General features: G+C 44.6%; 16 protein-coding genes. 12 read left to right on the forward strand and 4 right to left on the reverse strand.

The window, feature by feature from the left end; genetic code table 11:
- Window positions 1-25: 25 nt before the first annotated feature.
- Window positions 26-955 (reverse strand): heme o synthase, encoded by a 930-nt coding sequence (cyoE, locus tag QNO02_RS13360; RefSeq protein ID WP_036608378.1) that lies wholly within the window; start codon window positions 953-955, stop codon window positions 26-28.
- Between the two features lie 462 nt (window positions 956-1,417).
- Here cyoE and QNO02_RS13365 point away from each other — a divergent pair, with 462 nt between their 5' ends.
- From QNO02_RS13365 to QNO02_RS13385, 5 genes are all read left to right on the forward strand, one after another.
- Window positions 1,418-2,338, forward strand: coding sequence for an NAD(P)/FAD-dependent oxidoreductase (locus QNO02_RS13365; RefSeq protein ID WP_289392766.1), 921 nt, complete (start codon window positions 1,418-1,420; stop codon window positions 2,336-2,338).
- 301 nt (window positions 2,339-2,639) lie between these two features.
- A complete protein-coding gene (locus tag QNO02_RS13370; protein ID WP_289392355.1) occupies window positions 2,640-5,894 on the forward strand; it encodes a bifunctional cytochrome P450/NADPH--P450 reductase in 3,255 nt (1,084 codons plus the stop codon).
- Window positions 5,895-6,156: 262 nt separating this feature from the next.
- Window positions 6,157-6,744, forward strand: a complete 588-nt coding sequence (locus tag QNO02_RS13375; RefSeq protein ID WP_036608373.1) for a TetR/AcrR family transcriptional regulator — start codon at window positions 6,157-6,159, stop codon at window positions 6,742-6,744.
- 68 nt (window positions 6,745-6,812) lie between these two features.
- The gene (locus tag QNO02_RS13380) at window positions 6,813-8,294 is read left to right on the forward strand and encodes a DHA2 family efflux MFS transporter permease subunit (RefSeq protein WP_094030642.1); all 1,482 of its coding nucleotides are present in this window, start codon (window positions 6,813-6,815) and stop codon (window positions 8,292-8,294) included.
- 299 nt (window positions 8,295-8,593) lie between these two features.
- Window positions 8,594-9,241, forward strand: a complete 648-nt coding sequence (locus QNO02_RS13385; RefSeq protein ID WP_289392356.1) for a protein kinase family protein — start codon at window positions 8,594-8,596, stop codon at window positions 9,239-9,241.
- Window positions 9,242-9,327: 86 nt separating this feature from the next.
- Here QNO02_RS13385 and QNO02_RS13390 read toward each other — a convergent pair whose 3' ends face one another.
- Complete coding sequence (locus tag QNO02_RS13390) at window positions 9,328-10,305, reverse strand: alpha/beta fold hydrolase (RefSeq protein ID WP_133384617.1); 978 nt, start codon at window positions 10,303-10,305, stop codon at window positions 9,328-9,330.
- Window positions 10,306-10,769: 464 nt separating this feature from the next.
- On the opposite strand from QNO02_RS13390, the gene QNO02_RS13395 reads away from it, so the two are divergent.
- Window positions 10,770-11,747, forward strand: a complete 978-nt coding sequence (locus tag QNO02_RS13395) for an MBL fold metallo-hydrolase (RefSeq protein ID WP_289392357.1) — start codon at window positions 10,770-10,772, stop codon at window positions 11,745-11,747.
- A gap of 52 nt (window positions 11,748-11,799) precedes the next feature.
- Here QNO02_RS13395 and QNO02_RS13400 read toward each other — a convergent pair whose 3' ends face one another.
- Entirely contained in the window at window positions 11,800-12,381 is a 582-nt protein-coding gene (locus tag QNO02_RS13400) for a LysE family transporter (RefSeq protein WP_289392358.1), read from the reverse strand.
- 129 nt (window positions 12,382-12,510) lie between these two features.
- Between QNO02_RS13400 and QNO02_RS13405 the strand changes: the two genes are divergently transcribed.
- Window positions 12,511-13,065, forward strand: a complete 555-nt coding sequence (locus QNO02_RS13405) for a helix-turn-helix domain-containing protein (RefSeq protein WP_289392359.1) — start codon at window positions 12,511-12,513, stop codon at window positions 13,063-13,065.
- Window positions 13,066-13,205: 140 nt separating this feature from the next.
- Here the strand turns inward: QNO02_RS13405 and abnB are convergent, their stop codons facing one another.
- Window positions 13,206-15,623, reverse strand: a complete 2,418-nt coding sequence (gene abnB / locus QNO02_RS13410) for an arabinan endo-1,5-alpha-L-arabinosidase AbnB (RefSeq protein WP_289392360.1) — start codon at window positions 15,621-15,623, stop codon at window positions 13,206-13,208.
- 384 nt (window positions 15,624-16,007) lie between these two features.
- Here abnB and QNO02_RS13415 point away from each other — a divergent pair, with 384 nt between their 5' ends.
- The 5 genes from QNO02_RS13415 to QNO02_RS13435 all read left to right on the forward strand — a co-directional run bounded on the left by QNO02_RS13415 (window position 16,008) and on the right by QNO02_RS13435 (window position 25,234).
- On the forward strand, window positions 16,008-19,748 hold the full coding sequence (locus QNO02_RS13415; protein WP_289392361.1) for an alpha-L-arabinofuranosidase family protein: 3,741 nt from the start codon (window positions 16,008-16,010) through the stop codon (window positions 19,746-19,748).
- A 147-nt stretch (window positions 19,749-19,895) separates the two neighbouring features.
- Window positions 19,896-20,801, forward strand: a complete 906-nt coding sequence (locus QNO02_RS13420) for an ABC transporter permease (RefSeq protein ID WP_289392363.1) — start codon at window positions 19,896-19,898, stop codon at window positions 20,799-20,801.
- 15 nt (window positions 20,802-20,816) lie between these two features.
- On the forward strand, window positions 20,817-21,707 hold the full coding sequence (locus tag QNO02_RS13425; protein ID WP_091030961.1) for a carbohydrate ABC transporter permease: 891 nt from the start codon (window positions 20,817-20,819) through the stop codon (window positions 21,705-21,707).
- 94 nt (window positions 21,708-21,801) lie between these two features.
- Window positions 21,802-23,550 (forward strand): sensor histidine kinase, encoded by a 1,749-nt coding sequence (locus QNO02_RS13430; protein WP_289392364.1) that lies wholly within the window; start codon window positions 21,802-21,804, stop codon window positions 23,548-23,550.
- A gap of 4 nt (window positions 23,551-23,554) precedes the next feature.
- Entirely contained in the window at window positions 23,555-25,234 is a 1,680-nt protein-coding gene (locus tag QNO02_RS13435) for a response regulator (RefSeq protein ID WP_289392365.1), read from the forward strand.
- Window positions 25,235-25,345: the final 111 nt, after the last annotated feature.

Here is a 25,345-nt window from a genome sequence, read left to right on the forward strand (position 1 = left end):
TAACGAGTGGAACGATGGAATATTTTTATCTCATCATTTGAGCAATCAGGGAATACGCAATGATCACCAGGAAGATAATAGTGATATGGTTAATGGAGAAGATAAACATCCGTTTGGACCATTTCTCTGTTTCTTTCTTATCAAAGGTAGCCACACTAAGAATGAGCCAGGCCAAGCTGACCAGAAATGCCACAATAGCGACAAATGGGCTCATCGGCCAGAACAAAAAGCTGGAGATCAGTAAAAGTACCAGATACACATTCGTCTGAATGTATGTCCGTCTGATGCCTTTAACGACGGGCAGCATGGGAACACCAGCAGCTTTGTATTCGTCAAAACGACGAATCGCAATCCCGTAGAAGTGAGGCATTTGCCATAAGAGCATTGTAACGACCAATGCCCAGATCTCGAAATGACCCAGTTCCGGTGAAATGGCTGCCCAACCGATGAGCGGAGGCACAGCACCCGAAAGACTTCCCACTTCCGTGTTGTAGATCGTTGTACGTTTGGTCCACATTGTGTAAGGGAACACGTACAGCAACAGACCCAAAATACCAAATACAGCAGCGGATGGGGAAGCGATGTACAACATGATGCCCCCGATGATGGTGATTGCAATACCGAGAATTAGACCCGACTTGGTATCTACGCGTCCCGTAACGGTAGGACGTTTCTTCGTACGTTCCATGATCGCATCAATATCACGATCATACAAGTTGTTAAACACCCCTGCAGCTCCAATAATGAGAGAAGACCCAATAAAGGAAAGGATGATTGGTACAATATTAGCTAAGATTGAAGCATCAAATACATATAAAGCCAAACTTAAACCCGCAAACATGGCGATCAGGTTGGACTTGATGATTCCGATTTTGATCGTATCGAAGAATACTTTCGGAATCGAGCTATACTCCAGGCTGATATTGGTCTGTGAACCATTGTTCAATGTTTTCAAGAACTCACTTCCTATATCTATACTTATATATTATGTCGCTATTATACCATTCAATACACTATGTGATTTAATTAACGTTTTAGTATTTAAAATAATGTCATTTGATTGTGAACAATTTAAAAACAAGGTTTTTTTTAATTGTTAAATAATTATTTCTGTGTTACAGGAGAGAATCGAAAAATCAGGGTATAACAGTGATTTAAAGTTTGTTCTGTCATTGTAGTGTAAGTGTAAATAATCTTTTATTCAACTCACACAGGCTGGATTGAAGAAAGTAGTTAAAGATATATGTTGCAAAATGGTTAGGTTTTGTTTATTGTGGATATAAGATATCTTTAATAGTCATTTTTAAATGTGTTCTTGTAAATCTCCGATATTACTTTCTTAAGAGAGAGCGGAGGTTATATTTAAATCTTTATTAGGGATATTAAATGTCTGGAAAGGGTGAATAATATGAGTAGTATGAATCAACTCTTGGATGTACTTATTATTGGTGGAGGACCAGCGGGGCTTAATGCAGCCCTAGTACTTGGCAGGGCCCGCAAGAACGTTGTGGTCATTGATGATGAGACACCGCGTAACTGGGTTACAAGGGAGACTCATGGGTTTGTGACAAGAGATGGGGCAAGTCCACGTGAATTCCGGAAAGCTGCCAAAGAACAGATTGCAGCTTATCCCTCAGTTCAATTTGCATCCGATACGGCAACAGCGATAACAGGTAGCGATGGTGATTTTGTAGTTAAGACTACACAGGGGGCAAGTTATCACACGAAAAAGATTTTGTTTGCGGTAGGTAAGAAAGACCTTCCCTTGGATATTAACGGATTAACAGAGGTCTACGGTAAAAGTGCGTTTGTGTGTCCATATTGTGATGGATGGGAGTTAAGAGACCAATCGCTGGTCATCATCGTTAGTGGAGATAAGGCATTACATATGGCAAAAGTCATATCCGGCTGGACAGAACGTTATACGATCTGTACGAATGGATCAGATTCCTTAACTGATGAGCAGCGTGAAGAGCTGAATCAGCATCATGTTACTGTATTCGATGCACCGATTCAATCTATTAACTCTGAAGAAGGGATGGTACAGCAAGTTGTACTAAATGACGGTACAGCGATTCCATGCACAGGAGTTTTCTTCCAACCGAAACTGTTTACCGGATCAGAACTGCCAAAGGCCATCGGTTGTGAAATTACAGAATCGGGAACGGTTATCGTTGATGCTTCAGGAAAAACATCAGTAGCAGGTGTATACAGTGCTGGTGATGCAGCTTCCGAGATGTATCAGGCAATCACGGCTGCATCTCTGGGGGCATTGTCTGCGGTAAGCATTAATAATGAATTGAATTTCGAGAAGTGGGATGAGCCAAGTCATCATTAGAATAAATTAAAACGTCATTGAATCATAACGTCATTGGTTCATACAGTAGGGGATTGCATATGCAATCCTCTATTTGTTGTTATTCAATTTATTTAAACGTTGAACGGTTCAATTGAAAGTAATTCAGCCGGAAGAAAATTTGATATTAAATCAATTTTGGTTTATTGTGTTATCAAATGATAAAAATTACTATCATTTATAAAATCATCAAAGGAGAGATCACTTATGAATGAAAGCAGAACAGCCATCATATGGCTAACGAATACCTTGCTCCACGGCGCACAGTTAGTAGGTGATCATCATGAGTGATGCAACTTACATTCCACAGCCCAAAATGTATGGACCACTTGGCAATCTGCCTTTGATTGATAAAGATAAACCAACGTTGTCGCTAGGTGTTCTGGCTGAACAGCATGGACCAATATATCGACTTACGGTTCCCGGTTATTCCGGTTTAATCGTATCTGGGCCAGATCTTGTCGCTGAGTTGTGCGATGTGTCCCGTTTTGACAAATATGTATACAATGAACTCAAAAATGTACGTGCCTTTGGAGGCGATGGTTTATTTACAAGCAGAACATCGGAGCCCAACTGGAAAAAGGCCCATAACATACTGCTTCCCACCTTCAGCAAACAGGCCATGAAAGGTTATCATCCCATGATGGTTGATATTGCCGAACAGCTGATCAACAAATGGGCACGCCTCAATTCCAACGATACGATTGATGTGGCGGATGATATGACACGCCTTACGTTGGATACCATTGGACTATGTGGATTCAATTATCGGTTTAACAGTTTTTACAGACAGGACCACAGTCCTTTTATTGAAAGCATGGTTCGGGCATTAAATGAAGCTATGCAGAAGAGTTCACGTTTGAAAATTCAGAATCTGCTTATGGTGAAAACCAAACGACAGTTCCAGGAGGATATTCAGACGATGTTCTCTCTGGTAGATCAGATTATAGAGGAACGTAAAGCGAGTTCAGCACCAGGAGAGGTCGACTTGCTCGCACGTATGCTGAATGGCAAAGATCCGGAGACAGGAGAAATGCTGGATGATGAGAACATCCGTTATCAGATTATTACATTTCTTATTGCCGGACATGAAACGACGAGTGGTTTGTTATCCTTTGCCCTATATTTTTTATTGAAAAATCCGGAATCACTTCAAAAGGCGTATGACGAGGTAGATCAGATATTGGTCAGTGACTCACCACAGTACGAGGAAATTCTTCAGCTTCCATACATTCGCATGATTCTCAGTGAATCGCTACGTCTCTGGCCAACCGCTCCGGGATTTGACGTATATGCCAAAGAAGACACGGTTATAGGTGGCAAATATCCCTTGAAGAAAGGGGAAAGTTGCAGTATTCTTCTGCCTCAGCTTCACCGTGACAAAGAGGCATGGGGAGAGGATGCGGAACTTTTCCGTCCAGAGCGATTTGAAGATACGACGAAAGTACCTCACCATGCATATAAACCTTTTGGTAATGGGGAGAGAGCGTGTATCGGCATGCAGTTTGCTTTATATGAAGCAACACTTGTGCTTGGTATGGTCCTCAAACATTTTGAGCTGATCGATTACAGCAATTATGAATTGGATGTTAAACAGACGCTGACGTTGAAGCCGGGAGACTTCAGAATCCAGGTGAAAGCGCGCGCCGCTTCGCAAACGATGAATAAGGCTACTTTATATGTAGACGAGAAACCTGCTCCTGTTTTTCATAAAAAAATAGCAAGTGACACCCAGACGGGAGATACCCTGACCGTTGAAGCAGATACTAACTCATCGCTCCTGGTGTTATATGGTTCCAATCTGGGAACGGCAGAAGGCATTGCCAGAGAGCTTGTGGAGAAAGGTCGTTCATATGGAATTCCAAGTGAAGAAGCCACTCTGAATGAGTGGGTTGGCCGCATACCCCGCCAGGGAGTAGTTCTCATCGTCACTGCTTCCTATAACGGTAAACCACCGCAAAATGCAGCGGCATTTGTTGACTGGTTGAAGGGAGCGGAGTCAGAGGAAGCGCGGGATGTGAACTATGCCGTTCTGGGCTGTGGAGATCGGAGTTGGTCCGGGACGTATCAGAGCATTCCGCGATTAATCGATGAGAGGCTTGAAGAACTGGGAGGTAAAAGACTGTTATCCCGCGGTGAAGCTGATGCCGGAGGTGATATGGAGAAACAAGTTGAAGCGTGGCAGCATACGTTGTGGCCTCAGATATTGAGTGTCTTGGGGATCAACACGGAAGTAGTGAAGCCAACCCTACCAAGCACAAGCAGACTTCAAATGGAGATTGTCCACGAGAAAACGGATATGCCACTTGCACGAACTTATGATGCCAGCTATGCCACGGTGGTAGTTAATAAAGAGCTTCAGGCGCCGGGAAGTGGAAGAAGCACGCGTCACATCGAAGTATTACTGCCAGAAGGCATGAGTTATAGAGAAGGTGACCATCTCGGTGTGTTGCCTAGCAATCAGAAGCAGAATGTGGATCGGATACTCAGTCGGTTCGGACTACGTGGGGATATTCAGATCCAATTAACTTCGGACGTCAGCCACCTTACACACCTCCCACTGAACCGTCCCGTCAAGGTACATGAGTTGCTCACTCACTGTGTGGAATTGCAGACACCTGTTACCAGAGCGCAGTTGCAGGAGTTAGCTAATCATACGGTATGTCCACCTCATAAGCGTGAACTGGAAGGCATGTTGGACGAAAACAGCTACAGGGATTATATTCTTGCCAATCGAATCACCATGTTGGACCTGTTAGAAAAATATGAGGCGTGTGAGTTGCCTTTCGAAAAGTTCCTTGAACTATTGCCTCCGCTTAAGCCCAGATACTATTCAATATCCAGCTCGCCAAGCCTGAATTCCGGGCAAGCGAGCATAACCGTATCGGTAGTAAAAGAGCCTGCATGGAGTGGCAGGGGCGAATACCATGGAGTTGCTTCATCGTATCTCGCCGGTTGCCCATCCGGAGAACGTATACTGATGTTTGTACGCACACCTGAATCCGAATTTATTCTATCGGAAGAGGCTGACGTTCCGATGATCATGGTAGGACCGGGAACGGGGGTTGCACCGTTCAGAGGTTTCCTCCAGGCAAGAGCTGTCATGAAACAGAGAGGTTTGCCACTGAGTGAGGCGCATTTGTTCTTTGGGTGCAGGAATGATTCAGATTTCATATATCGTCAGGAGCTTGAGCAATACGAAAGGGAAGGGATCGTGAAGCTACACACTGCTTTTTCTCGTGCTGATGGCAAGCCAAAAACGTATGTACAGCATCTGATGAAGGGGAATTCCGAACAGTTGATTCACATGCTGATGAACAAAGGAAAACTCTACGTATGCGGGGATGGAAGCCAGATGGCTCCTGCGGTAGAAGAGACTTTAAAGCAAGCATATCAGGAGGTGCAGGGAGCAACGATGCAGCAAGCAAAAGACTGGCTCATTCAGCTTCAAGCAGAAGGACGCTACCTGCAAGACGTGTGGGCAGGCAATAAACGAACAGGTGAAACGCCTAAAGCTGTGCATGAGGAGGTACATTAAGATTTAGATGACTCCAATAACTACTAATATACAATCCTTAATATACTCATGCTAACAAACAGCCGCTTAATCTGGAGCTTTGTCTCCAAATTAGCGGCTGTTATGATGATCTGACCATGAGCCGTCGCTCGGTTTATTTTCTCACTCCTGAACTGTTAGCGTTTACATTAAAATTTGAAATAAAAATGATTGACAGTGTCGATCTGAGCGAGTTTAATTATATAGACCGATTGTTATAATTATTTGAAGGAAGTGGCTTTCGTTGAGTGAAAAGTCTAATGCTAGAGAGTCCATTGTCAGCACAGCAGCGAGACTGTTTTTTTCACAAGGATATCATGCGACCGGTCTGAATCAGATCATCAAAGAGAGTAGTACGCCGAAAGGGTCGTTGTATCATTATTTCCCGCATGGCAAGGAAGAGCTCGCGCACGAGTGTATTCAAAAAGCCAATGAGCATATCCTGCAGACATTTGAGAAAACATTTGCAGCCCACGACAATACGGGGGATGCCATTCAGAGATTTATTCATGATTTGGCTCATGAAACAGAAGCAGCCGGGTTTACCGGATTTCTGCCATTCAGCTTCTGGGCAGCTGTGGAGACATCATGTATTAGTCAGCAGTTGCGTATTGCATGTCAGGGTGTATTTGCAGATTGGCAGGATGTCATTAAGAAACATCTGATTCTGGATGGTGTTGGTGAAGAGAAGGCGCGGGAGACGGCACTTCTGATCATTTCTTTGATGGAGGGAGCACTGATTATCAGCCTGACAAATCAGGATAAACAGCCTCTGCTGACGGCTGCTGAGTATTTGTCGGTTGTGACGAAGAACGCCAAACAGATTCAATAAGTTATACCAAGAGATAGAGAAAAAGAAAGTTCGATACGTTTGAGGAGGATGGGATCGTGGAGGTTTCCATGAAGGCTGATTCTGCACAGAATCAACAAGAAACTAAGCAATATAAGGTATTTCCGATTTTGTTCGCAATGCTGCTGAGCGGCTTTATTGGTCTGTTTGGGGAAACGGCATTAAACGTGGCTTTGACACCACTTATGGGTCTGCTTGAAGTTGGACCTACAACGATTCAATGGTTAACCACAGGTTACCTGCTTGTGTTGGGAATCCTGGTGCCGGTATCCGGTATGCTGTTGCAATGGTTTTCAACTAGACAGCTGTTCACAACGTCCCTGATTTTCTCCATTGCAGGCACATTTGTTGCTGCGCTTGCACCTAGCTTCGAAATTCTGTTGGTGGCACGGGTATTACAGGCTGTAGGTACAGCGCTGTTGCTGCCACTGATGTTTAACACGATATTGGTTATTTTCCCGATTGAAAAACGTGGAGCGGCCATGGGATTGATCGGTTTGGTTATCATGTTTGCACCAGCAAGCGGTCCGAGTATCTCCGGTCTGATCCTGGCTAATCTGAGCTGGCACTGGATCTTCTGGATCTCCTTGCCGTTCTTCATTATTTCACTGGTATGTGGCTTGCTGTTCTTGCCGAATATTTCGAAATTGACCAAGCCCAAAATTGACGTACTGTCCATTATCCTTTCTACCCTTGGTTTTGGTGGTATCGTATACGGCTTCAGTAGCGCAGGGGGACACGGGGAAACTGGCGGAGGCTGGACTAGTCCGGTTGTTGTTGCCACTCTCGTTATTGGTGTGTTGTCCTTGCTGTTATTCAGTATCCGTCAGCTAAGAATGAAGCAGCCAATGATGGATCTGCGTGCATTCCGATATCCGATGTTCACGATTGGTCTGATCCTGATCTTCATCTCTATGATGATGATGCTGTCTTCGATGTTGATTCTGCCGATGTACTTGCAACAAGGTATGGCGGTTACAGCGTTGACTGCTGGACTAGTCCTGTTGCCAGGTAGCTTGCTGAATGGATTCTTGTCTCCAATCATGGGACGTCTGTTCGACAAGTTTGGTCCAAAATGGCTTGTTATTATCGGGATGGCTATCGTATCCGTTGTTTTGTTCCTGTATACAGGCATCGAAGCAACAACTTCCCTTGGCACGATCATTACATTGCACGTATTCATGATGGTTGGTATTTCGATGATCATGATGCCTGCACAAACGAACGGTTTGAACCAATTGCCTCCTGAGTTCTACCCTCACGGCACTGCGATTATGAATACACTGCAACAAGTCTCCGGTGCAATTGGTACGGCTGTGGCAGTAAGTATCCTGAGCGCAGGACAGACTCGATTCTTGAGCAGTGTGGCGAACCCTGAGACCCCGGAGAACCAGTTGGCTGGTTTCACGTCAGGTGTACAAAATGCATTTGTCTTTGCATTGGTTCTTGCCGTAATCGGACTGATCATTTCACTCTTTGTGAAACGGGTCAAAGTTGGAGCGCAAGCTGGACAACAAGGTCCAATGCATTAATTAATGTAAACTACGTAAAATGAAGAGCGATGCGTCCTTACCCATAAGGATGCATCGCTTTTTTGCGTTATTTATTCTATCTTTTTTGGTGTTGACGTGAAACGGGTTACAGCCTTTAGAGTAAAAATGTAGCCGGAATACGGCGGTTTAAAGAATGAATTTCAGAGCAAATACTTCATGTTCCGGCAAAATTGTATATGTTCATACTAATATAAAAGGGTAATATAGAATGTATTAGTACAATTTTTAACCAATTCGAAAACGGTTTATATTTTATTTTTAATCAAGGAGACATCATTATGATCATCATCAATCCCATTGGCAATAACATTGAAAAGATGCTGTTGCACTACGAAAAAAACGGCCATCTCACTCTACAGGCTTCGCTTATTAGTAATAGCTCGGTTGTATATAGATTGCAAGACTATTGTCTCAAGGTATACGCTTCACGTGCAAGATTGGATGGGGAGATGGAAAGTGAAGCACTTAGGGCATTGCAAAGTAATCCTTATGCACCTAAATTGTATGCGTATTCACCAGGTGAGTACACCCTGACAGAGTGGATTGAAGCATTCAAGCTGAAAGAGTACCGTAAGACCTATGGACACATTCCTCCCAACTTGATATACGATATGTTTACGACGGAACTTCAGCAGATTCATGCTGGATATTGGGACTGGGATGTCATCCGATATGAGAATTTGCTCTGGACCAAGACAGGTGATGTGAAGAGAACGAACTTTTGGTTGTGTGAGCCTGTGAACTCCAGACGTGAGAGCTTATATAACCAGGTCATTCGTAGAATTGATAACATCTGCAATGGCGATCGTACCGAAATGGAGGCAATGGAACAGTACTTTTATCGTCACCAGTTGACTTCATTAGAGATCGAACAAGCTTTCAGCGATTTCAGGTCCCAACGGCCAAGACTGGCGATAGCACAATAAATCTCATACTTAAAACCCCAAAGATATTAGAGAATCTTCGGGGTTTCTTTCATGATATAACATAGCTTACTTTAGCAGAGTGTACGTTACTTCTTCACCAGGGCCAATATTTCATCCGCAACGAGGTCAGGTCGATATTGATGGATGTAATGATCGGTATCTTTAATGGTTACCTGTTTTGAATCATCTGACCAAGATTTGAATTCTAATTGTGATTTATCCCATTCGGGTTCACTTGCACCAAGGTAATCAGCCGTCAGTATGGTGAGTGGAAACGCTAAGGTTTGCTTGTGATCTACAACCACTTTGGCATTGGCAGCTATTTCACGTAATTCATCCAACGTGTTAGCATTACCATAGTTGTGCAACAGCGCAGTTGTATCCAATTTTTTCAGATCTTCGGGTACAAGTTTCAGTTCATTACGATTGGCATTGGAAGTTTCGACAACCAAGTCAGATTGCATTGAGAGGCGGAATAGTCCGGTTTGGATACGTAATTTATTCGCAAAACCACCAATTGTGTCTGCCAAAGAGTCATCGTCATTTGAATAATATTCGGGGCTTCCGCCATCAATCATGACGATACCCTTGACGAGATCCGGATATTTTTGTGCGAAACGGATGGTTTCCAGCGAGCCGAGTGAATGTCCAACTAATACATAAGGTGGCTTCTGTCCAGATACCTGCAACAACTCGTGTAATTCTTCAGCTACGGTATCGACATCACGTTTCTTATCGGTCTGATCACTGTATCCATAGCCAAATCGATCATATACAGCGAATTTTGTGTTGGGAGCAAGCTTTTCATATAATGGATAATAATCTACATAGGGATTAGCGGTCCCCCAGCCAGAAGCGAGCACTACTGTTACATCGCCTTCTCCTCCAGTATATAAATGCATATTGTCTCCATGGACTTTGTAGAGCTTTCCAGGGGGTACGAGTATTTTGGCATCCTGCCTTAAACCCACTTGTTGGTAGATCACGCCTGTACCCAGAAGCAACAGAATTACCGCGAGGTCAAATATCAAAAACTTAACTAATCTTTTACGCCATTTCTTCATGTTCTATCACATACTCTCCATGTATTTTCCCTATCATATAACTTCAATCTTATACGAGAGAAAACAGAGTCTTAATTCTATCTTAATTCAGTTTATTTTCGATCATGCGGGGAGGGCGTGTTCTAGCGAAAATTGAATATCAACGGTCAATGAATTAATATATAGCTACGATATAAGTTGAACTAAAGAATATTTACACTGCTCACTCCGATGACAGAATAACCTTCCGATCGCTGTTATCCCCAGATTTTTTTAATTCACTTTTATAACGGTGAAAATCTGGTGATAAAGGCGAGTTTATGCTTACGAAGCAGCTTTCCCCAGAAAGCTTTTAGCTCCGCTTCTTCAGGTTATTTCTGTCCTCTACGTTCTAGTGTTAATGTGTAGTTCAACTGATATAGTTGAATATATCTCATCCAAATATTGAATCACAGATTGATTATATAGAACAGAAGGTATGTATAATGACAAAATACGAAAATCAGCTCCCGACATCAGCAGGCATGAACTTCAAGTCCCTGATCAGCATATTGAGAGATTCCATGCGTGGCAATGTAGAGCGGAGGCCATCGGGCACGATGCCAATGGAGATATGTGAACCCGCTGAAACCTTCAGTGCGTCGGATAATCCACAGGTTACATGGTTCGGACATTCGGCTTTTTTGCTTGAGATTGAAGGGCACAGGTTGCTCTTTGATCCGATGCTGGGTAATCGTCCATCCCCAGTATCCTGGGTGGGTACCAAACGTTACAGCACCAATTTACCGATTCAACCGGAGGATTTCCCAACGCTAGATGCAATCATTATATCGCATGACCATTATGATCATCTGGATTATGACTCCATTCGCAGATTAAAGGATAAAACAAAGCGATTTATCGTACCGCTTGGCGTCCGTCGTCGGTTGATTCAACTGGGTGTGCCTTCGGAACAGATTACCGAGCACAACTGGTGGGATGAGTTATCGTTCAAAGGTTTAACATTGGCTTGCACGCCAGCAAGACATTTCTCGGGCAGAGGATTATTCGACCGTAATTCTACCTTGTGGTGTTCGTGGGTTATCGCTGGACAACATACAAAGGTGTTCTTTAGTGGGGACAGCGGATACGGTCCTCATTTCAAGGAAATTGGCAGTAAATACGGTCCATTTGACCTCACCTTGATGGAATGTGGGCAATATGACGAGCGGTGGTCCAACATTCACATGATGCCGGAAGAAACAGTGCAAGCACACTTGGATGTGGAGGGTAAGTTGCTTATCCCGATTCATTGGGCAGCATTTACGCTGGCCTACCATGCCTGGAATGAACCAGTTGAACGGATTACGAAGGCTGCACATGCTTTGAACGTTAAGATTGCAACTCCCAAAATCGGCGAGAAGGTTGTGCTTCATACGGAGGATTATCCTACACATCCATGGTGGAGACCGGAATTAGGATAAAAAATAAAAGCGTTCAGCTCATTGAATGAGTGGACGCTTTTTCTATTAGATTTTACATCAGGATTGATAGTGCACTGTAAATTAACAACATACCCATCACGATATTAACAGGACGCTCGTATCTTAATAAAAAGCTCTGGAATAACATGCCACCGAACGCCCAGGTCATATTGGCACTAATACCGATGAAGGTGAGCAGTAAGGAAAATACAATTAATTGAACATGGGACTGCCCAAGAGGCAGAACAAAAACGGATATGGCAGTAAGCCCATACAGAATGACTTTGGGATTGATGAATTGCAGGGTGAACCCAAATAGAAATGAATAATGATTGACCTTGTTTTCTTGCACATCTGCAGGTTTACTTCGCATGATTTTGAGCGCCAGATAGAGCATGTACACACATCCTAACACGTTTAAGACGGGTGTGATTCTAGGAATATATTGATGAAGAATAAGGTTGAAATAACTGGACAGAAACATAATAAGCAGGCAGCCGGCTGCGACTCCACTAATAAACGGAAGGGTCTTGCGGAACCCCTGATTTCTGGCATGTGTCATGGAAATGATATTGTTGGGTCCGGGTGTAAATGAAGCAATGATTGCATAGGTCACTAAAGGTATGATGTTCATGGTTCCTCCACGTTTTCTTAGTTGTGTGATATAATGACCTGAAATGTACGTTATAGCGTACGGTCTTTATTATTGTACAACATGTGCGTTATATAGCACAACATAATTATAAAATGAGGAGGGTGGATTTTGAAAAACATTAATAGTATTCTTGCTCAGAACCTGAAACAGCTTAGGGAACAAAGAAAACTTAGTCTGGACAAGGTCGCCGAAATGTCTGGCATTAGCAAGACCATGCTTGGTCAGATTGAACGTGGTGAATCCAATCCATCCATTGCAACCGTATGGAAGATTGCTAATGGCCTGAAAACCTCCTTCACTGCTTTGATCCACGAGCCGAAGTCAGATACTACCGTTGTAACGGGGGATGATATTCAAGTATTGATGGAAGATGACGGCAGGGTTCGAATATATCCGCATTTTCCTATTGAAGAAGGACGTCGCTTTGAAATGTACATGATGGAGATGGATGTAGAATCTTCTTTAAGTGCTGAATCGCACATCGAAGGAACTGAAGAATTTATTACTGTTTTTGAGGGTGAAGTTACGATTCGGGTGGGGACGGAAGAATATATGGTGAGTTCAGGGGAGTCGATCCGTTTCCGAGCAGACAAGCCCCATGCCTATATTAATCCCGGAGCTTCGGCTATCAAGTTAAGCATGGTTATTCATTATTCGAAGTGAAGTGACAACAAAGCAGCCTGATGTAACGAACTGCAACTCCCTTGTTAGTCATGTATAACAAAGGGTTCAGTTCAAAACATTGGCTGCTTTATTGATGTGTGCACTATGGAGACCAACCGCTTGTGATAGTGGACTCTAAGTTAAGGCTTTTCTTTGGCCTGACGCTGGATTTCCTTGGCTGTTAATGCTTTATCATACACTCTTACGTTATCCAAGCTGCCTTTGTAGAACGGATCAGCCGTATAACGACTCTTGCCCACATAAGCTTCCGTTACATGTAGATCTTTCGGGTTAAAAGTAATCTCAGAGCTGCTAGCAACCGATGTACCATTCACATATAGAGTACCCACATCACCCTGAAGGGTTACAGCCACATGAACCCACTCTTTGGAAGGCAGTGGATTGGCTGCAATCAGGCTCTGATCCCGTCCCTCATTATGAATGGTGAATTGCAATGCCCCATTATGTTGGGAGGGAGTAAGGAACATATGCCTCGTCAAGCCATTTCCAAAGTCGAAAATACGTTGCCAAGACCCGCCGCCGTCCCAATTGACCCAGGCGCTAAACGTGAAATCCGTTGTATCTGTAATGAGTCCAGGTAACTGGATGTAACTGTCTGTCCCATTGAATGCAGCAGCCTGATTTTTGCCACTTGCAGCAGAACTGACCACGTTAAAGGCTTGTCCGTGATATTCGTTTTTGCTGTAATCCTGTGCGACTTTGCCAATTTTCTTGTGTTCAAAAGTATACTCCCCGAGCAATGGGCTTACCGCTTGCTGTGGAATGATAACATTAAACGTTTTGGAGCTTTCCGCAGTTCCTTTATGAATCGTTGCGGTTAATTTCACTTTGGCATCGCCCTTACCAGCGCGTGGTCGCTGCACTACACCTGTAGTGGATAGAGCCGAAGCATTGGAGCTTTTCCACGTAATGTCTGCATCACTTGTTCCCTTGGTAGGCAGAGACAGATTAAAGAACACTTGATCCGTATTGCTAATGCTCAGGTCCTTTTTCACCGCATCTACAATGTCCTGATCACTCCGTTCAACACCTTGACTTCCCCAGATGGCTATCCCGGAGGAGGAGAGGGCGCTAAAGGTCAGAACCGTACTTTGAGATTCCGAATTCCATTCATGTGTGAAAGTGCCTTTGTACACAATGTTATTCGAAGTGATCTGAACCTTGTTGTCTGCACCAAGACTCCATGTTCCTGTCACGGCACCATGAATCTGCCCATCTGCTGTGAACTGTACGGTCTGGGATGGCTTGATGTCCGCCGTGATGTCCTTACCATGATTCACCCATTGGTACTGACCAGCGATCTCCTGAGTTGTCAGTTGCGTTGTATCTTCTCCCAAGGCCGCATAGCGATACGGAGAAACAACGGGCCAACCATCTGCATTCATATGCATCTCGTGTACGCGAACTTCATGCTCTTCGCCACGCCCTGGAAAGCGGGTATGGAAGATGAGAAATTGTTTGCCAGTCTCCGGATCAACATAAGCAGAGTTGTGTCCTGGCGATACATACCCGCTACCTAGGCCTGTGCCCGGATCACCGATCTGTCTCTCAAACAGGAAGTTCCCCATTAATTTGACTCCAAAAGGCTCAATAGAACGATCGTCAAACAACGGTTTATCCTTGTCCGCTTTAACGTTGATCATATCGTTTCCTTCCGCATCTAGGAAAGGTCCATCCGGTGTTTGGGAGCGAGCAACACGGATGTTGTATCCTCCGTCAGCACCTAGTCCACCGTAAGACAGGTATAGATAATAATAATCGGTTTCCGGACTATAGAGCATGTAAGGGGCTTCAATACGACTATGATTGCCTCCGGTCAGCTTTTTGCCATAACCTTGATTTGGCAGTGGTTTGCCTGTCGTCGCGTCCATCTCCAGAATGAAAATCCCTCCGGAATACGAGCCATACACCATCCATAACTTGCCGTTTTTATCATAGAAGACATCAGGATCAACCACATTGGGATGAATCGTTGCATCGTAAATGGTACCATCTTCACTGATCTGATCCCACATGCCGGATTTCAACAGAATGCCTTGATCCTTATAAGGGCCTTCGATATTGTCTGCGACAGCAATGCCGAGCGCTGATCGCGGGGAGTCCCCTTTACAAGCATTGTAGTACATATAAAATTTGCCGTCCGCGAGCTGAATGACATCTGCTGCCCATAACGTATCCGTCTGCGCCCATTCCAGCGCTTCAGCGAATTCCTGGGTTACATTGGGGACAACAGGGTTGTTATCCGTAACACCGGAGGCGACCAGATCCCAGTTCAGAAAGTCTTTGGACTTAGCTACTTGCAGGTGTGAACCAAAAATATAAAACGTATCATCCACCTTAATGACGGAAGGGTCATGCACAGAAACATTTTTAAATGTTGGAGCAGGATTTGCGAGAGGTGTGGTGGAAGTCTGCGAGTTACCCACGGTTGCCCCTGAACCATTTGCGAACACCGAGACCGGTGCCAAAGTTGTTGCAGTAAGTAAAGTGGTGCTTAGTACAGAAATGTTAAGTACGCGAACCCAATAACGTTTCATACGTTTCCCCTTTCCTATTCCCCGGAATGAAAAATCAACCGATACTTGGCAACACACGATATAAGGTTCGGCAGACCTCCTTTGAGTATTTCGTCATATCAAGCGCTTTCATTTGTTATATTATCAATTGATTTATATGTTTGTAAACCATAAATCTAATGTTTCTAACAGTAAAATGAAAAATAAATAAGAGACGGAAAGAGCCGATAAAGGTCATTACATTCAAATAAACCAGTTGTCTTTCTCAAATTTAGGATTGAAATGGGGATCGATGATGCGATATTATTACGTTTAAGAAATGTGTTTAACTATTTATCAATCATTTTATATTAATACGAATTAAAATGTGAACCGACAATTCCCAACTACATAGGAGGTAAGAACATGAGCACATATCAAAATCAATTAATCGCACAATACACGTTCGAAGATGCCGTTCAAATCGGGAAGGACAGCTCCGGTAAGGGACATGATGGTATAGCCAAAGGTGAGATCCTACCTGTGGTATCCGAGTTGAAAGGTAGAACGGCGGTAACTTTCAACGGGGGAGCGAATGGAACTTCTTATCTACAATTACCGTCGAATTTGCTTCAGAATGTAAGCGATAACACTGGAGTTACGATTGCAACTTGGGTGTTTCTCGGCAAAGGGTCCAATGTGTGGGAACGCATTTTTGACTTTGGCAAAGGGGAGAAGGGACCGTATTTATTTTTGACACGTCAGCTTCTGGGTACGTTATACGCCGGAGATAATCTGGTTGTCCACCCAAGTCGAGGAGTTGCAAGCGGAGAATGGTTGCATATTGCACTCTCCGTAGCAGGCAGCCAAGGGGGAACGTTGAGCAGTGCGGGTCCAATTGTATATGTGAATGGGGAGAAGGCCGCAGACGGCTCGATCAGTCAGACATCCAGTGGCAATTATGCCAAATTGCGCGAATGGTTTGATTCTTTCACCGATCCCGAAAATTATAGCCAGAATTATATTGGACGTTCCCAGTATGCAGCGGATGTGGATTTTGCAGGTTCGTTATCCGACTTTCGGATCTATGGGTCAGCGCTCACCATGGATGAAGTCATTGAAGTGATGTGTGAGTCACTGACAGATGAAGCGATTGTGAAGCTTGCGGCGGACAAGTACTTGTCCTTCCCCAACCGAATCATCACCAAGGATGTATCATTACCCGCAGACTTGCTGGGTGGTAAAGTGTCTGTTGAATGGAGCTCCAGTAAGCCGGAAGTCTTATCCGAGAGCGGAGAAGTTCAGGTGATCACATCAGCACAAGAGGTTACGCTCCGTGCGCTTCTGAACAGAGGTGATCGTAAGCTGAGCCAAAGCTTTGACGTGTCTGTTGTGCCAGCACATGTCGCTCCCTATACCGTCACCATCCATGGAGATCAGAAGGTGGCTGATATCAGTGAAGTCATGTATGGGCTTTTCTATGAGGATATTAACAACGCGGCAGATGGCGGAATCTATGCAGAGCTTGTTCAGAATCGATCATTTGAATCTTTTGCATTTGATACATACTCGCATGACTCTGGAGAATGTGGTTGTTCGACAGGTCGAAATCGTGAACCTTTGTTTGCCTGGTCAGGCGATACGGAGAAAATGCTCGTGCAGCATACGAATGGACTGAATGTTCACTTTAATGTGGAAGACCCTGAAGTAAATGCTTATTATGTCACGGTTCAGGATGGGGCAACGATTCGAAATCGTGGATTCTCAGACTCCAACCAGCATTGTGCCATGTCCATCAAGCAGGGTGAATCATATAACTTTACCGTATGGGCAAAAGCAGAATTGGCAGGAACGATCACTATTCAATTGCAGGATGGAAGTGACACTTCCATCAGTGATTCGGTAACGCTGCATGTTGAAGGCGGGAACACATGGAAGAAATACGGTTTGTCTCTGATCGGAACGGAGACTGTACTTGGTCAACTGGCACTTACGTTTGCAGGTGACATCTCCATCGATATGGTGTCCTTAGTCCCTCAGAATGTATGGGGAGCTGATCCGACAGAAGAGGGAATATCGGCTACAGCACATGCCAACTACACAGGTAACCCGAACTATCGATTGAGAAAAGATCTAATCCAGGCACTCGCAGATCTGCATCCGAAGTTCTTGCGTTTTCCGGGAGGATGTATCTCGGAGGGGTCATTTATCTGGGATAACGTATATGACTGGAAAGATTCTGTGGGTCCAGTTGAGCTCCGCAAAGAAAATTATAATGTCTGGGGTTACATGATGACGATGGGCCTCGGTTATATGGAGTACTTCCAACTGGCGGAAGATCTGAATGCCGCTCCAGTTCCAGTCATGGCTTGCGGTGTGTTGTGTCAAGCACGCTCGGATTATGCTCACCCTGCGGGTGGCGCTTTAAGGGATTATTATATCCGGAACTTTACAGACCTGATCGACTTTGCGCTCAGTACAGACTTTGAACACAACGAATGGGCAGCCGTACGAAGCCAGATGGGCCATCCTGAACCGTTTGATCTTCGTTATCTGGGCGTAGGCAATGAGAACTGGGGCACTGAATTTTTTGCCAACTTCGAAGTATTCAAACGTTCAATAGATGACTACATGAAACAGAACTATCCTGATCATGAGCTGCACATTATCTCGACGGTTGGTGCTCAGGCGGATGATGATGCGTACCAAGAAGGATGGAAATTCCTCAGCGGGAATCTGACCGGATCAGCTCAGGTTGCTTTTGCAGATGGTACAGAGGTGATTGAAGAGACCGTAACCTGGTATGAGAACCAGGAGAATTACATGGATACCATCGCGGATGAGCACTATTATCGATCCAATGAATATCTGCTGAATAACGTAGATCGGTACAACTACTATGACCGGGCCTTTCATGAAGACGGAAGTATCGATTGGAAAGAAACATCCAAAGTATTTGTGGGAGAATATGCTTCCACGGACAAAAACACGCTGGCAGGTGCGGTTGCGGAAGCTGCGATCATGACTGGGTTTGAAAATAATGCAGACGTTGTTCGTTTGGCTGCCTATGCGCCATTGTTCAACAAAGTACTAACGGACGGTACTTACCGCTGGACGCCAGACTGCATCTGGTTTGATGATGAAACAGTATGGTATACACCGAATTATTATGTACAGCAGCTTTTTGCAAAATATGTAGGGGATCAGGTGCTTGAGACTTCATTCTCCACCTATAGCAAAGGCAAACCGCTGAATCTCATTCCTCGTGGAGGCATCGAGATTGCAACAGGTCATGCAGACATCGTGGTGAAACGAGTCACGGTGACGTCCAATGTGGATGGCACCATACTGCTAGATGAAGATTTCAGGGAACGTACAGAGCCTAGTGAGGCATGGAGACAGATTCCAGGATCGAAAGGATATACGTTAACCCCAGGAAAAGGACTCATCTTGAACGCACAATCAAGTGGATTAAATGGATTGTATCTGCTGAATGACGAATGGACCAACTACAAAGTTCACGTTGAGGCTGAAAGAATTTCAGGTGAAGATGGTTTTTACATCGGTGTAGGACTGACGGATATCTCGCCGGAGAACAAGGATGTTATCGAGTACGCAATCAGTTACGGCGGGAACGCAACAGGCGTGAAGGTGTACAAACAAGGTATTGAGGGTTATACACTAGGAGACTATTCATCCAGCTCGGCAGCAGGTAACCTGAGAGCGGCCAATTATGAACCACTCGAGAATGGGACCGACTATACAATCACGGTTAACTATGGTGGGGATACAGGGAAAAATCTGATTTGTTCCTATACAGACGGACGTAATATCAGCAAGGTTCTGGATTACAAGCTGGAAGCTTACAACCGGGAAGTATTCCACTCTGTTACGAAAGATGAACATCATGTGTATGTGAAACTGGTCAATGCAGATGGTGTAGATAAATCAACCCGGATTTGCCTTCAGGATCTGAAGGTTGATGATTCAGCCAGACTGATTACACTTACTGGAGAAGATCATTTGGTGCATATTCCGAATGTGAATCAGAAGAATGATGAGAAAGTGGTTCCCCAAGAACAGGAGATCACACTGTCCGGGACATCGGTGGTCGTTAACTTAACAGCTCATTCAGTGAATGTATTAGTTATGGAGATTCTGAATTAAATTCATATCATGAACAAGAGACCGCGATTATCGCGGTTTTTTGGCGTTCCAGTGCAGAGGGTCAACAAAAGATACCCAAAGTAAATAGCCCACACTATTGCGGTGATCTGGCTGCTCCTATAATTAACGTTGAAGGAGGAGTCAGCTATGCGTTCCAACTACAAACAATTTATCCGAAACGTTCCGCTTCATCTCATGATTCTGCCTGGACTGCTCATTATTATTGTATTCGGTTACATTCCGATGGCGGGGCTCTCTATTGCCTTTCAGAATTTCTCTCCCATTGCCGGATTCAAAAATATGAATTGGGTGGGTTTGGACAATTTCAGGTATCTGTTCGATCTGCCGGGGTTCTCGCAGGTTGTATGGAATACGGTATTTATATCAACGATGAAAATTGTGTCTGGCTTGGTTATTCCGGTACTTGTAGCCTTAGTGCTCAACGAGGTTCGCAAGACAGGATTTAAGCGAACGATTCAGACGGTAATCTATATGCCTCACTTTTTCTCCTGGGTTATTCTGGCGGGAATCATCGTGGATGTGTTATCTCCAAGCACCGGGATCGTTAATATGTTGTTAAAAGCCGTGGGCATTGACCCAATTCAATTCCTGGCCAGTAATGAGTGGTTCCCTTACATACTTGTCATTACAGACCAATGGAAAGAATTCGGATTCGGGACCATTATCTATCTGGCTGCCCTCACGAATATTGATAAATCTCTGTATGAGGCCTCTGTTATGGATGGTGCGGGAAGATGGAAACAGACATGGCATATTACACTGCCAGGCATTCGCCCGATCGTAATTTTGATGGTAACGCTTAGTCTGGGAAACGTACTTAATGGTGGCTTTGACCAAGTGTTCAACCTCTATAATCCATTGGTATATCAATCAGGTGATATTCTGGATACGATGATCTACCGGATCGGATTGCAAGATGCACAGTATTCCGTCTCGACAGCGTTGGGTCTGATCAAATCTGTCGTGTCCTTCATATTTATCGGACTTGGTTATTTCTTGGCCTATCGGTTTGCGAATTATCGGATATTCTAGAAAGGAGGCAGAATCATGCACCACGCTTCAAGATCCTATCGGTGGTTTCTAGGGTTTAACTACGTCATCCTGACGATTCTTGCCTTGTTATGCCTGTTCCCGATTGTGAATATATTAGCGATTTCATTTAGTTCGAGTGATGCGGTCAAAGCAGGCAGTGTCACATTCTGGCCTGTGGATTTTACGTTGTCCTCCTATCAATACATTCTGGAAAATCAGCAATTCCTGAACTCATTCGGCACAAGCCTTCTTCGTGTCGTACTAGGAGTTACGACCAATCTGATCTTCACGATTCTGGTAGCTTATCCGCTCTCCAAAGAGGCTGCCAAATTCCGTTCAAGAACGTTCTATGCCTGGATATTCGTATTCACCATGTTATTCAGTGGAGGATTGATCCCTGGTTATCTGGTGGTTAAGGAAGCGGGACTGCTGGATTCCATCTGGGCGTTGATTTTGCCAGGCGCTGTTCCGATCTTTAATGTACTTTTAATGCTTAATTTCTTCCGGGGATTACCGAAGGAGCTTGAAGAAGCTTCCTGGATGGATGGGGCAGGACATTTCCGCACCTTATGGAGCATTTATCTTCCAATCTCTCTGCCAAGTATCGCGACCATTACACTGTTCGCCATGGTGGGACACTGGAACGCCTGGTTCGATGGCATGATCTATATGAAGAGTCCGGAAGGCTACCCACTCGCTACGTATCTTCAGTCCATGTTACAGCAGGTGACGATGATTCAGAGCGAGATGATGACGCTGGAGGATGCGACGCTCTTAAGTCAGGTGTCGGATAGAACCACTCAAGCTTCCCAGATCTTTTTGTCCGTTATTCCGATTCTACTCGTGTATCCGTTCTTGCAGCGGTATTTCGTTCATGGGCTTGTCGTTGGAAGTGTAAAGGGATAAGATCGATAGGAGGAAAACCGATGGATGGAAGGAGCCGATTTCTGGCTCCTTTTTTTGCTATTGATGAGAGCGTGAGGAGAGGAGGAGGGAAACATTGCGATTCATCCGGGGGAGATGGAGAGAATCATCCATTGTTGTCAAACTGATGATTGCTTTTGTACTGGTCATTCTGCCCTTGTATGGGATAAGCATTATGATTACGCAAGTCAGCTCCAATCAAATGCAGACGGAGGTGGAGAAGGCGCATGAATCCAAATTGTACTTCTACCATAATCATCTGCAATTCGAATTGGAGCGAATGAGTGCGCTGGTTACCGAATTTTCATTTGATGAAACCATGTCCACACTAAGTACACGAGCCGCAATTATGAGTAGGTATGAAGTCACGTCCAGTCTGAACAATATCCACAATAAGCTGGCTCAGATCATGGTGACAAGTCCCTACATTAGTGATGTGGTGTACTATGTTCCTGCTCTACACAAACGGGTCAGTGCCGCGGACGGGATTCGCGACGTGGAGGATAACGAATGGCAGAATCTGCTCGCCTCGATGGGGAATCTGAATGGCGAATTATCACATTCCAATAACGATCTCTATTTCCTGAAAAGTAATCCATATAACATGAATCATGAGGAACCACCCAATTTCATATTAGGGATACGCTTGTCTGCTGAAGAATTGAAGCATCGTTTGCAGCAGCTGTCGGAAACGGGTGAAAGTGAGATTACACTGAGTTTTGGTGAACACCATAATGTAGTCATCTCTTCTTCAGAGCAGCCAGCACCTGTAAAACCGATTCGAACAGTTTCGCCTGAACCGTCTGAGTCCATGCAAGTTACAAAGTTTCAATCTGATCCATATCTCTATTATTCGTTATATGATAAAGATCACTCGTTCACGCTGACAGCCACTATACCGCAGGATGTGTTGAGCGCACCACTGGAGCAATACAACGTATGGTTATGGATGGTGACCTTCATGTCGGTTGTGACTATTATTGTCTTCTCGTTTTCGATCTATAGATCGATTCACCAACCCTTAGCGGTGCTCATTCGAGGATTCAGAATGGCAGAGCAGGGCCAGACAAGCGTACATATTCCTTCATCCAGAAGGGATGAATTCGGCTATTTGTACTCCCGATTCAACCATATGATAGAGCGCTTACATATTTTGATTGATGAGAATTATGTTGCACGGATTCGAACAAGTGAGGCGGAACTCAAACATCTGCAATCCCAGATTCAACCTCACTTTCTATACAACAGTCTGTTCAGCATCAAGCAAATGGCTGAGGTAGAGAATGTGGAGCTGATTCAGGAATTCACCGACTACCTGGGTCAATATTTCAGATATATGTCTCGCGATTCTCATACGGAGGTATCGTTGGGGGCTGAGATTGACCATGCGCTGGTCTATGCATCCATTCAGAAAATCCGGTTTGGTTCGAGGATTCAATTGGAATTGGAGGATCTGGACGGAAGGTACAGAGTCATTTCCGTTCCCAGAGTCATGATTCAGCCAATCGTAGAGAATGTGTTTGAGCATGCTCTAGCCAAACGCAGCCAGGGAGGTATCCTACAGATCTCGTACCACACGGGCCTGGACAACCTGTCCATTCGCATTGAGGATGATGGGGATCAGTTAACCGACGAAACATTGATTTATCTGCAATGTGCATTCGAGGAAACAGAGCGGAAACATGGAAACGAAGAGATAACCGGGCTCATCAATGTGAATCAGCGGTTAAGAATCAAATTCGGGGCTGCCTATGGTCTTACAGCGCAGCGAAGTGAGCTTGGCGGGTTGTGCATTATAGTGAAGATTCCATGGAAAGGGGAGTAGCGTCATGCAGCGGATGCTTATAGTAGATGATGAACCCGTTATTCTGGACGGACTGTATGCGTTCTTTCAAAAAGCAAATATTCAGGACATGGAGATAATCAAGGCATACTCTGCCTATGAAGCCATCGATTGGCTGAACTCGGTAAAGATTGATATTGTACTCAGCGATATCTGTATGCCTGGCATGGATGGCATGCAGTTAATTGAGCAGATTATGGATCGGTGGCCACGATGCAAAGTTCTCTTGTTGACAGGTCATAACGAATTCGATTATGCACACCAAGCCATTCGGAATCCTTGCGTTGTTGATTACCTGTTAAAGACAGAGGGCATGAATCACATTCGGGCTGCGGTAGAACGGGCATTAACACAGATCTCGGAAGAGAATGATTTTCGCTACCAAGCTGCATGGTTTCGCAGTAAATTGCCACGAGCGCTGCCCCAGTTACAGCGTCAATTGCTGCTGGATGTGCTTAAGCGAACGGATAGGCATGATATCATTTCACTTCAAGAAGAACTGGATGCTGTGCAGCTACCTTTCGAATCCGATCAACTCGTTATTCCTGTGATTATACGGGTAGAGGAGTGGAACAACTATCAATCTCAGGCGGATCGCAGTCTCATCCGCTATGCCGTTGCCAATGTTGCGGAGGAGCTTCTGCAAGACAAGGCTAAGGTGAAGGCGATTGATCTGGACGCTCAGGTCATCGCGTGTTTTATTCAACCGCAGGAAGAGCTTCATTCACATGTGTCTACTACACAAGTGGAACGAGGGAGTCAGCTGGATAGCTGGGTACAGACCCTTCGTTTTGTCTATGGCACATTGGAGTCTGTGCAGCATTCCTGTGCGGACTGCTTGAACCTGTCTGTATCCATTATGGTCAGCGAGCGGGCGGTAGAGTGGAGCAGGGTTAATCAGGCAATCGGGCAGTTACGCCTGTCGATTCATGAGAGTCCCGGGCTTGGGATGGAGAAGCTGCTGCGTGTAAATATCCAGAATGAATTACCTTACACCCCTAGCATTATGAATCAACAGGGTGTTGTAACACTGCATCTGGATCAGATCAAACAGCGAATAACCGCCGGGGATCGGGAATGGATAGAGTCCTTCCATAAATGGACCGAGGCAGCGAAGGAGGGACTTCCGGATCCGTTTTTTCGCATGAAAACGTATACGGGTGCAGCGAGTGTACTCATTGAAGTCCTGCATGAACTGGGGTTATATGAATCGGCAATGGAAGAAATATCGCTGTCCCGAATGTTACATTTTGATATTCATACCGCATGGACCGATCTGGTCATCTTTTATCAATCGGCATACGAATGGATGATCTCCAAACGAAGCGATGCCCGCCTGAACGACCAATCACAGATTCTGATCACGATCCATCATTATATCAAGCACCATCTGGAGGATGACCTCTCACTCACACGGATCGCACAGGAAGTTTCTCTTAACCCTTCTTATCTGTCGCGTTGGTACAAACGAATTACAGGCAAAGGCATATCCGACTACATCCATGACCGCAGAGTGGAGCGAAGCAAAGAGTTGCTTCTGGGTTCTTCCTGCAAGATGCATGAAATATCCGCGAAAGTTGGATTTAGTGATCAGCATTATTTTTATCGTTTCTTCAAAAAAGCAACAGGCTGCACCCCTCAAGAGTATCGGGATCAGAAAAGTTAGATGATGTCTCAAATGGTAAATCAAAGATACCAGATGTCAACGGGATACACTCGAAGTGATAGCGCTTTCTTTATAAAATAAAAATATATATAAGATGAATACAATTAAACC

The organism is Paenibacillus sp. PK1-4R, from assembly GCF_030369595.1.
Lineage (GTDB): Bacteria > Bacillota > Bacilli > Paenibacillales > Paenibacillaceae > Paenibacillus.

Excerpts from the sequence above, each read along its gene's own strand:
- QNO02_RS13365 (WP_289392766.1), top strand. The coding sequence starts at position 1,418 with ATGAATCAACTCTTGGATGTACTTATTATTGGTGGAGGACCAGCGGGG.
- QNO02_RS13370 (WP_289392355.1), top strand. The coding sequence starts at position 2,640 with ATGAGTGATGCAACTTACATTCCACAGCCCAAAATGTATGGACCACTT.
- QNO02_RS13380 (WP_094030642.1), top strand. The coding sequence starts at position 6,813 with ATGAAGGCTGATTCTGCACAGAATCAACAAGAAACTAAGCAATATAAG.
- QNO02_RS13385 (WP_289392356.1), top strand. The coding sequence starts at position 8,594 with ATGATCATCATCAATCCCATTGGCAATAACATTGAAAAGATGCTGTTG.
- QNO02_RS13390 (WP_133384617.1), bottom strand. The coding sequence starts at position 10,305 with ATGAAGAAATGGCGTAAAAGATTAGTTAAGTTTTTGATATTTGACCTC.
- QNO02_RS13395 (WP_289392357.1), top strand. The coding sequence starts at position 10,770 with ATGACAAAATACGAAAATCAGCTCCCGACATCAGCAGGCATGAACTTC.
- QNO02_RS13400 (WP_289392358.1), bottom strand. The coding sequence starts at position 12,381 with ATGAACATCATACCTTTAGTGACCTATGCAATCATTGCTTCATTTACA.
- abnB (WP_289392360.1), bottom strand. The coding sequence starts at position 15,623 with ATGAAACGTTATTGGGTTCGCGTACTTAACATTTCTGTACTAAGCACC.
- QNO02_RS13415 (WP_289392361.1), top strand. The coding sequence starts at position 16,008 with ATGAGCACATATCAAAATCAATTAATCGCACAATACACGTTCGAAGAT.
- QNO02_RS13420 (WP_289392363.1), top strand. The coding sequence starts at position 19,896 with ATGCGTTCCAACTACAAACAATTTATCCGAAACGTTCCGCTTCATCTC.
- QNO02_RS13425 (WP_091030961.1), top strand. The coding sequence starts at position 20,817 with ATGCACCACGCTTCAAGATCCTATCGGTGGTTTCTAGGGTTTAACTAC.
- QNO02_RS13435 (WP_289392365.1), top strand. The coding sequence starts at position 23,555 with ATGCAGCGGATGCTTATAGTAGATGATGAACCCGTTATTCTGGACGGA.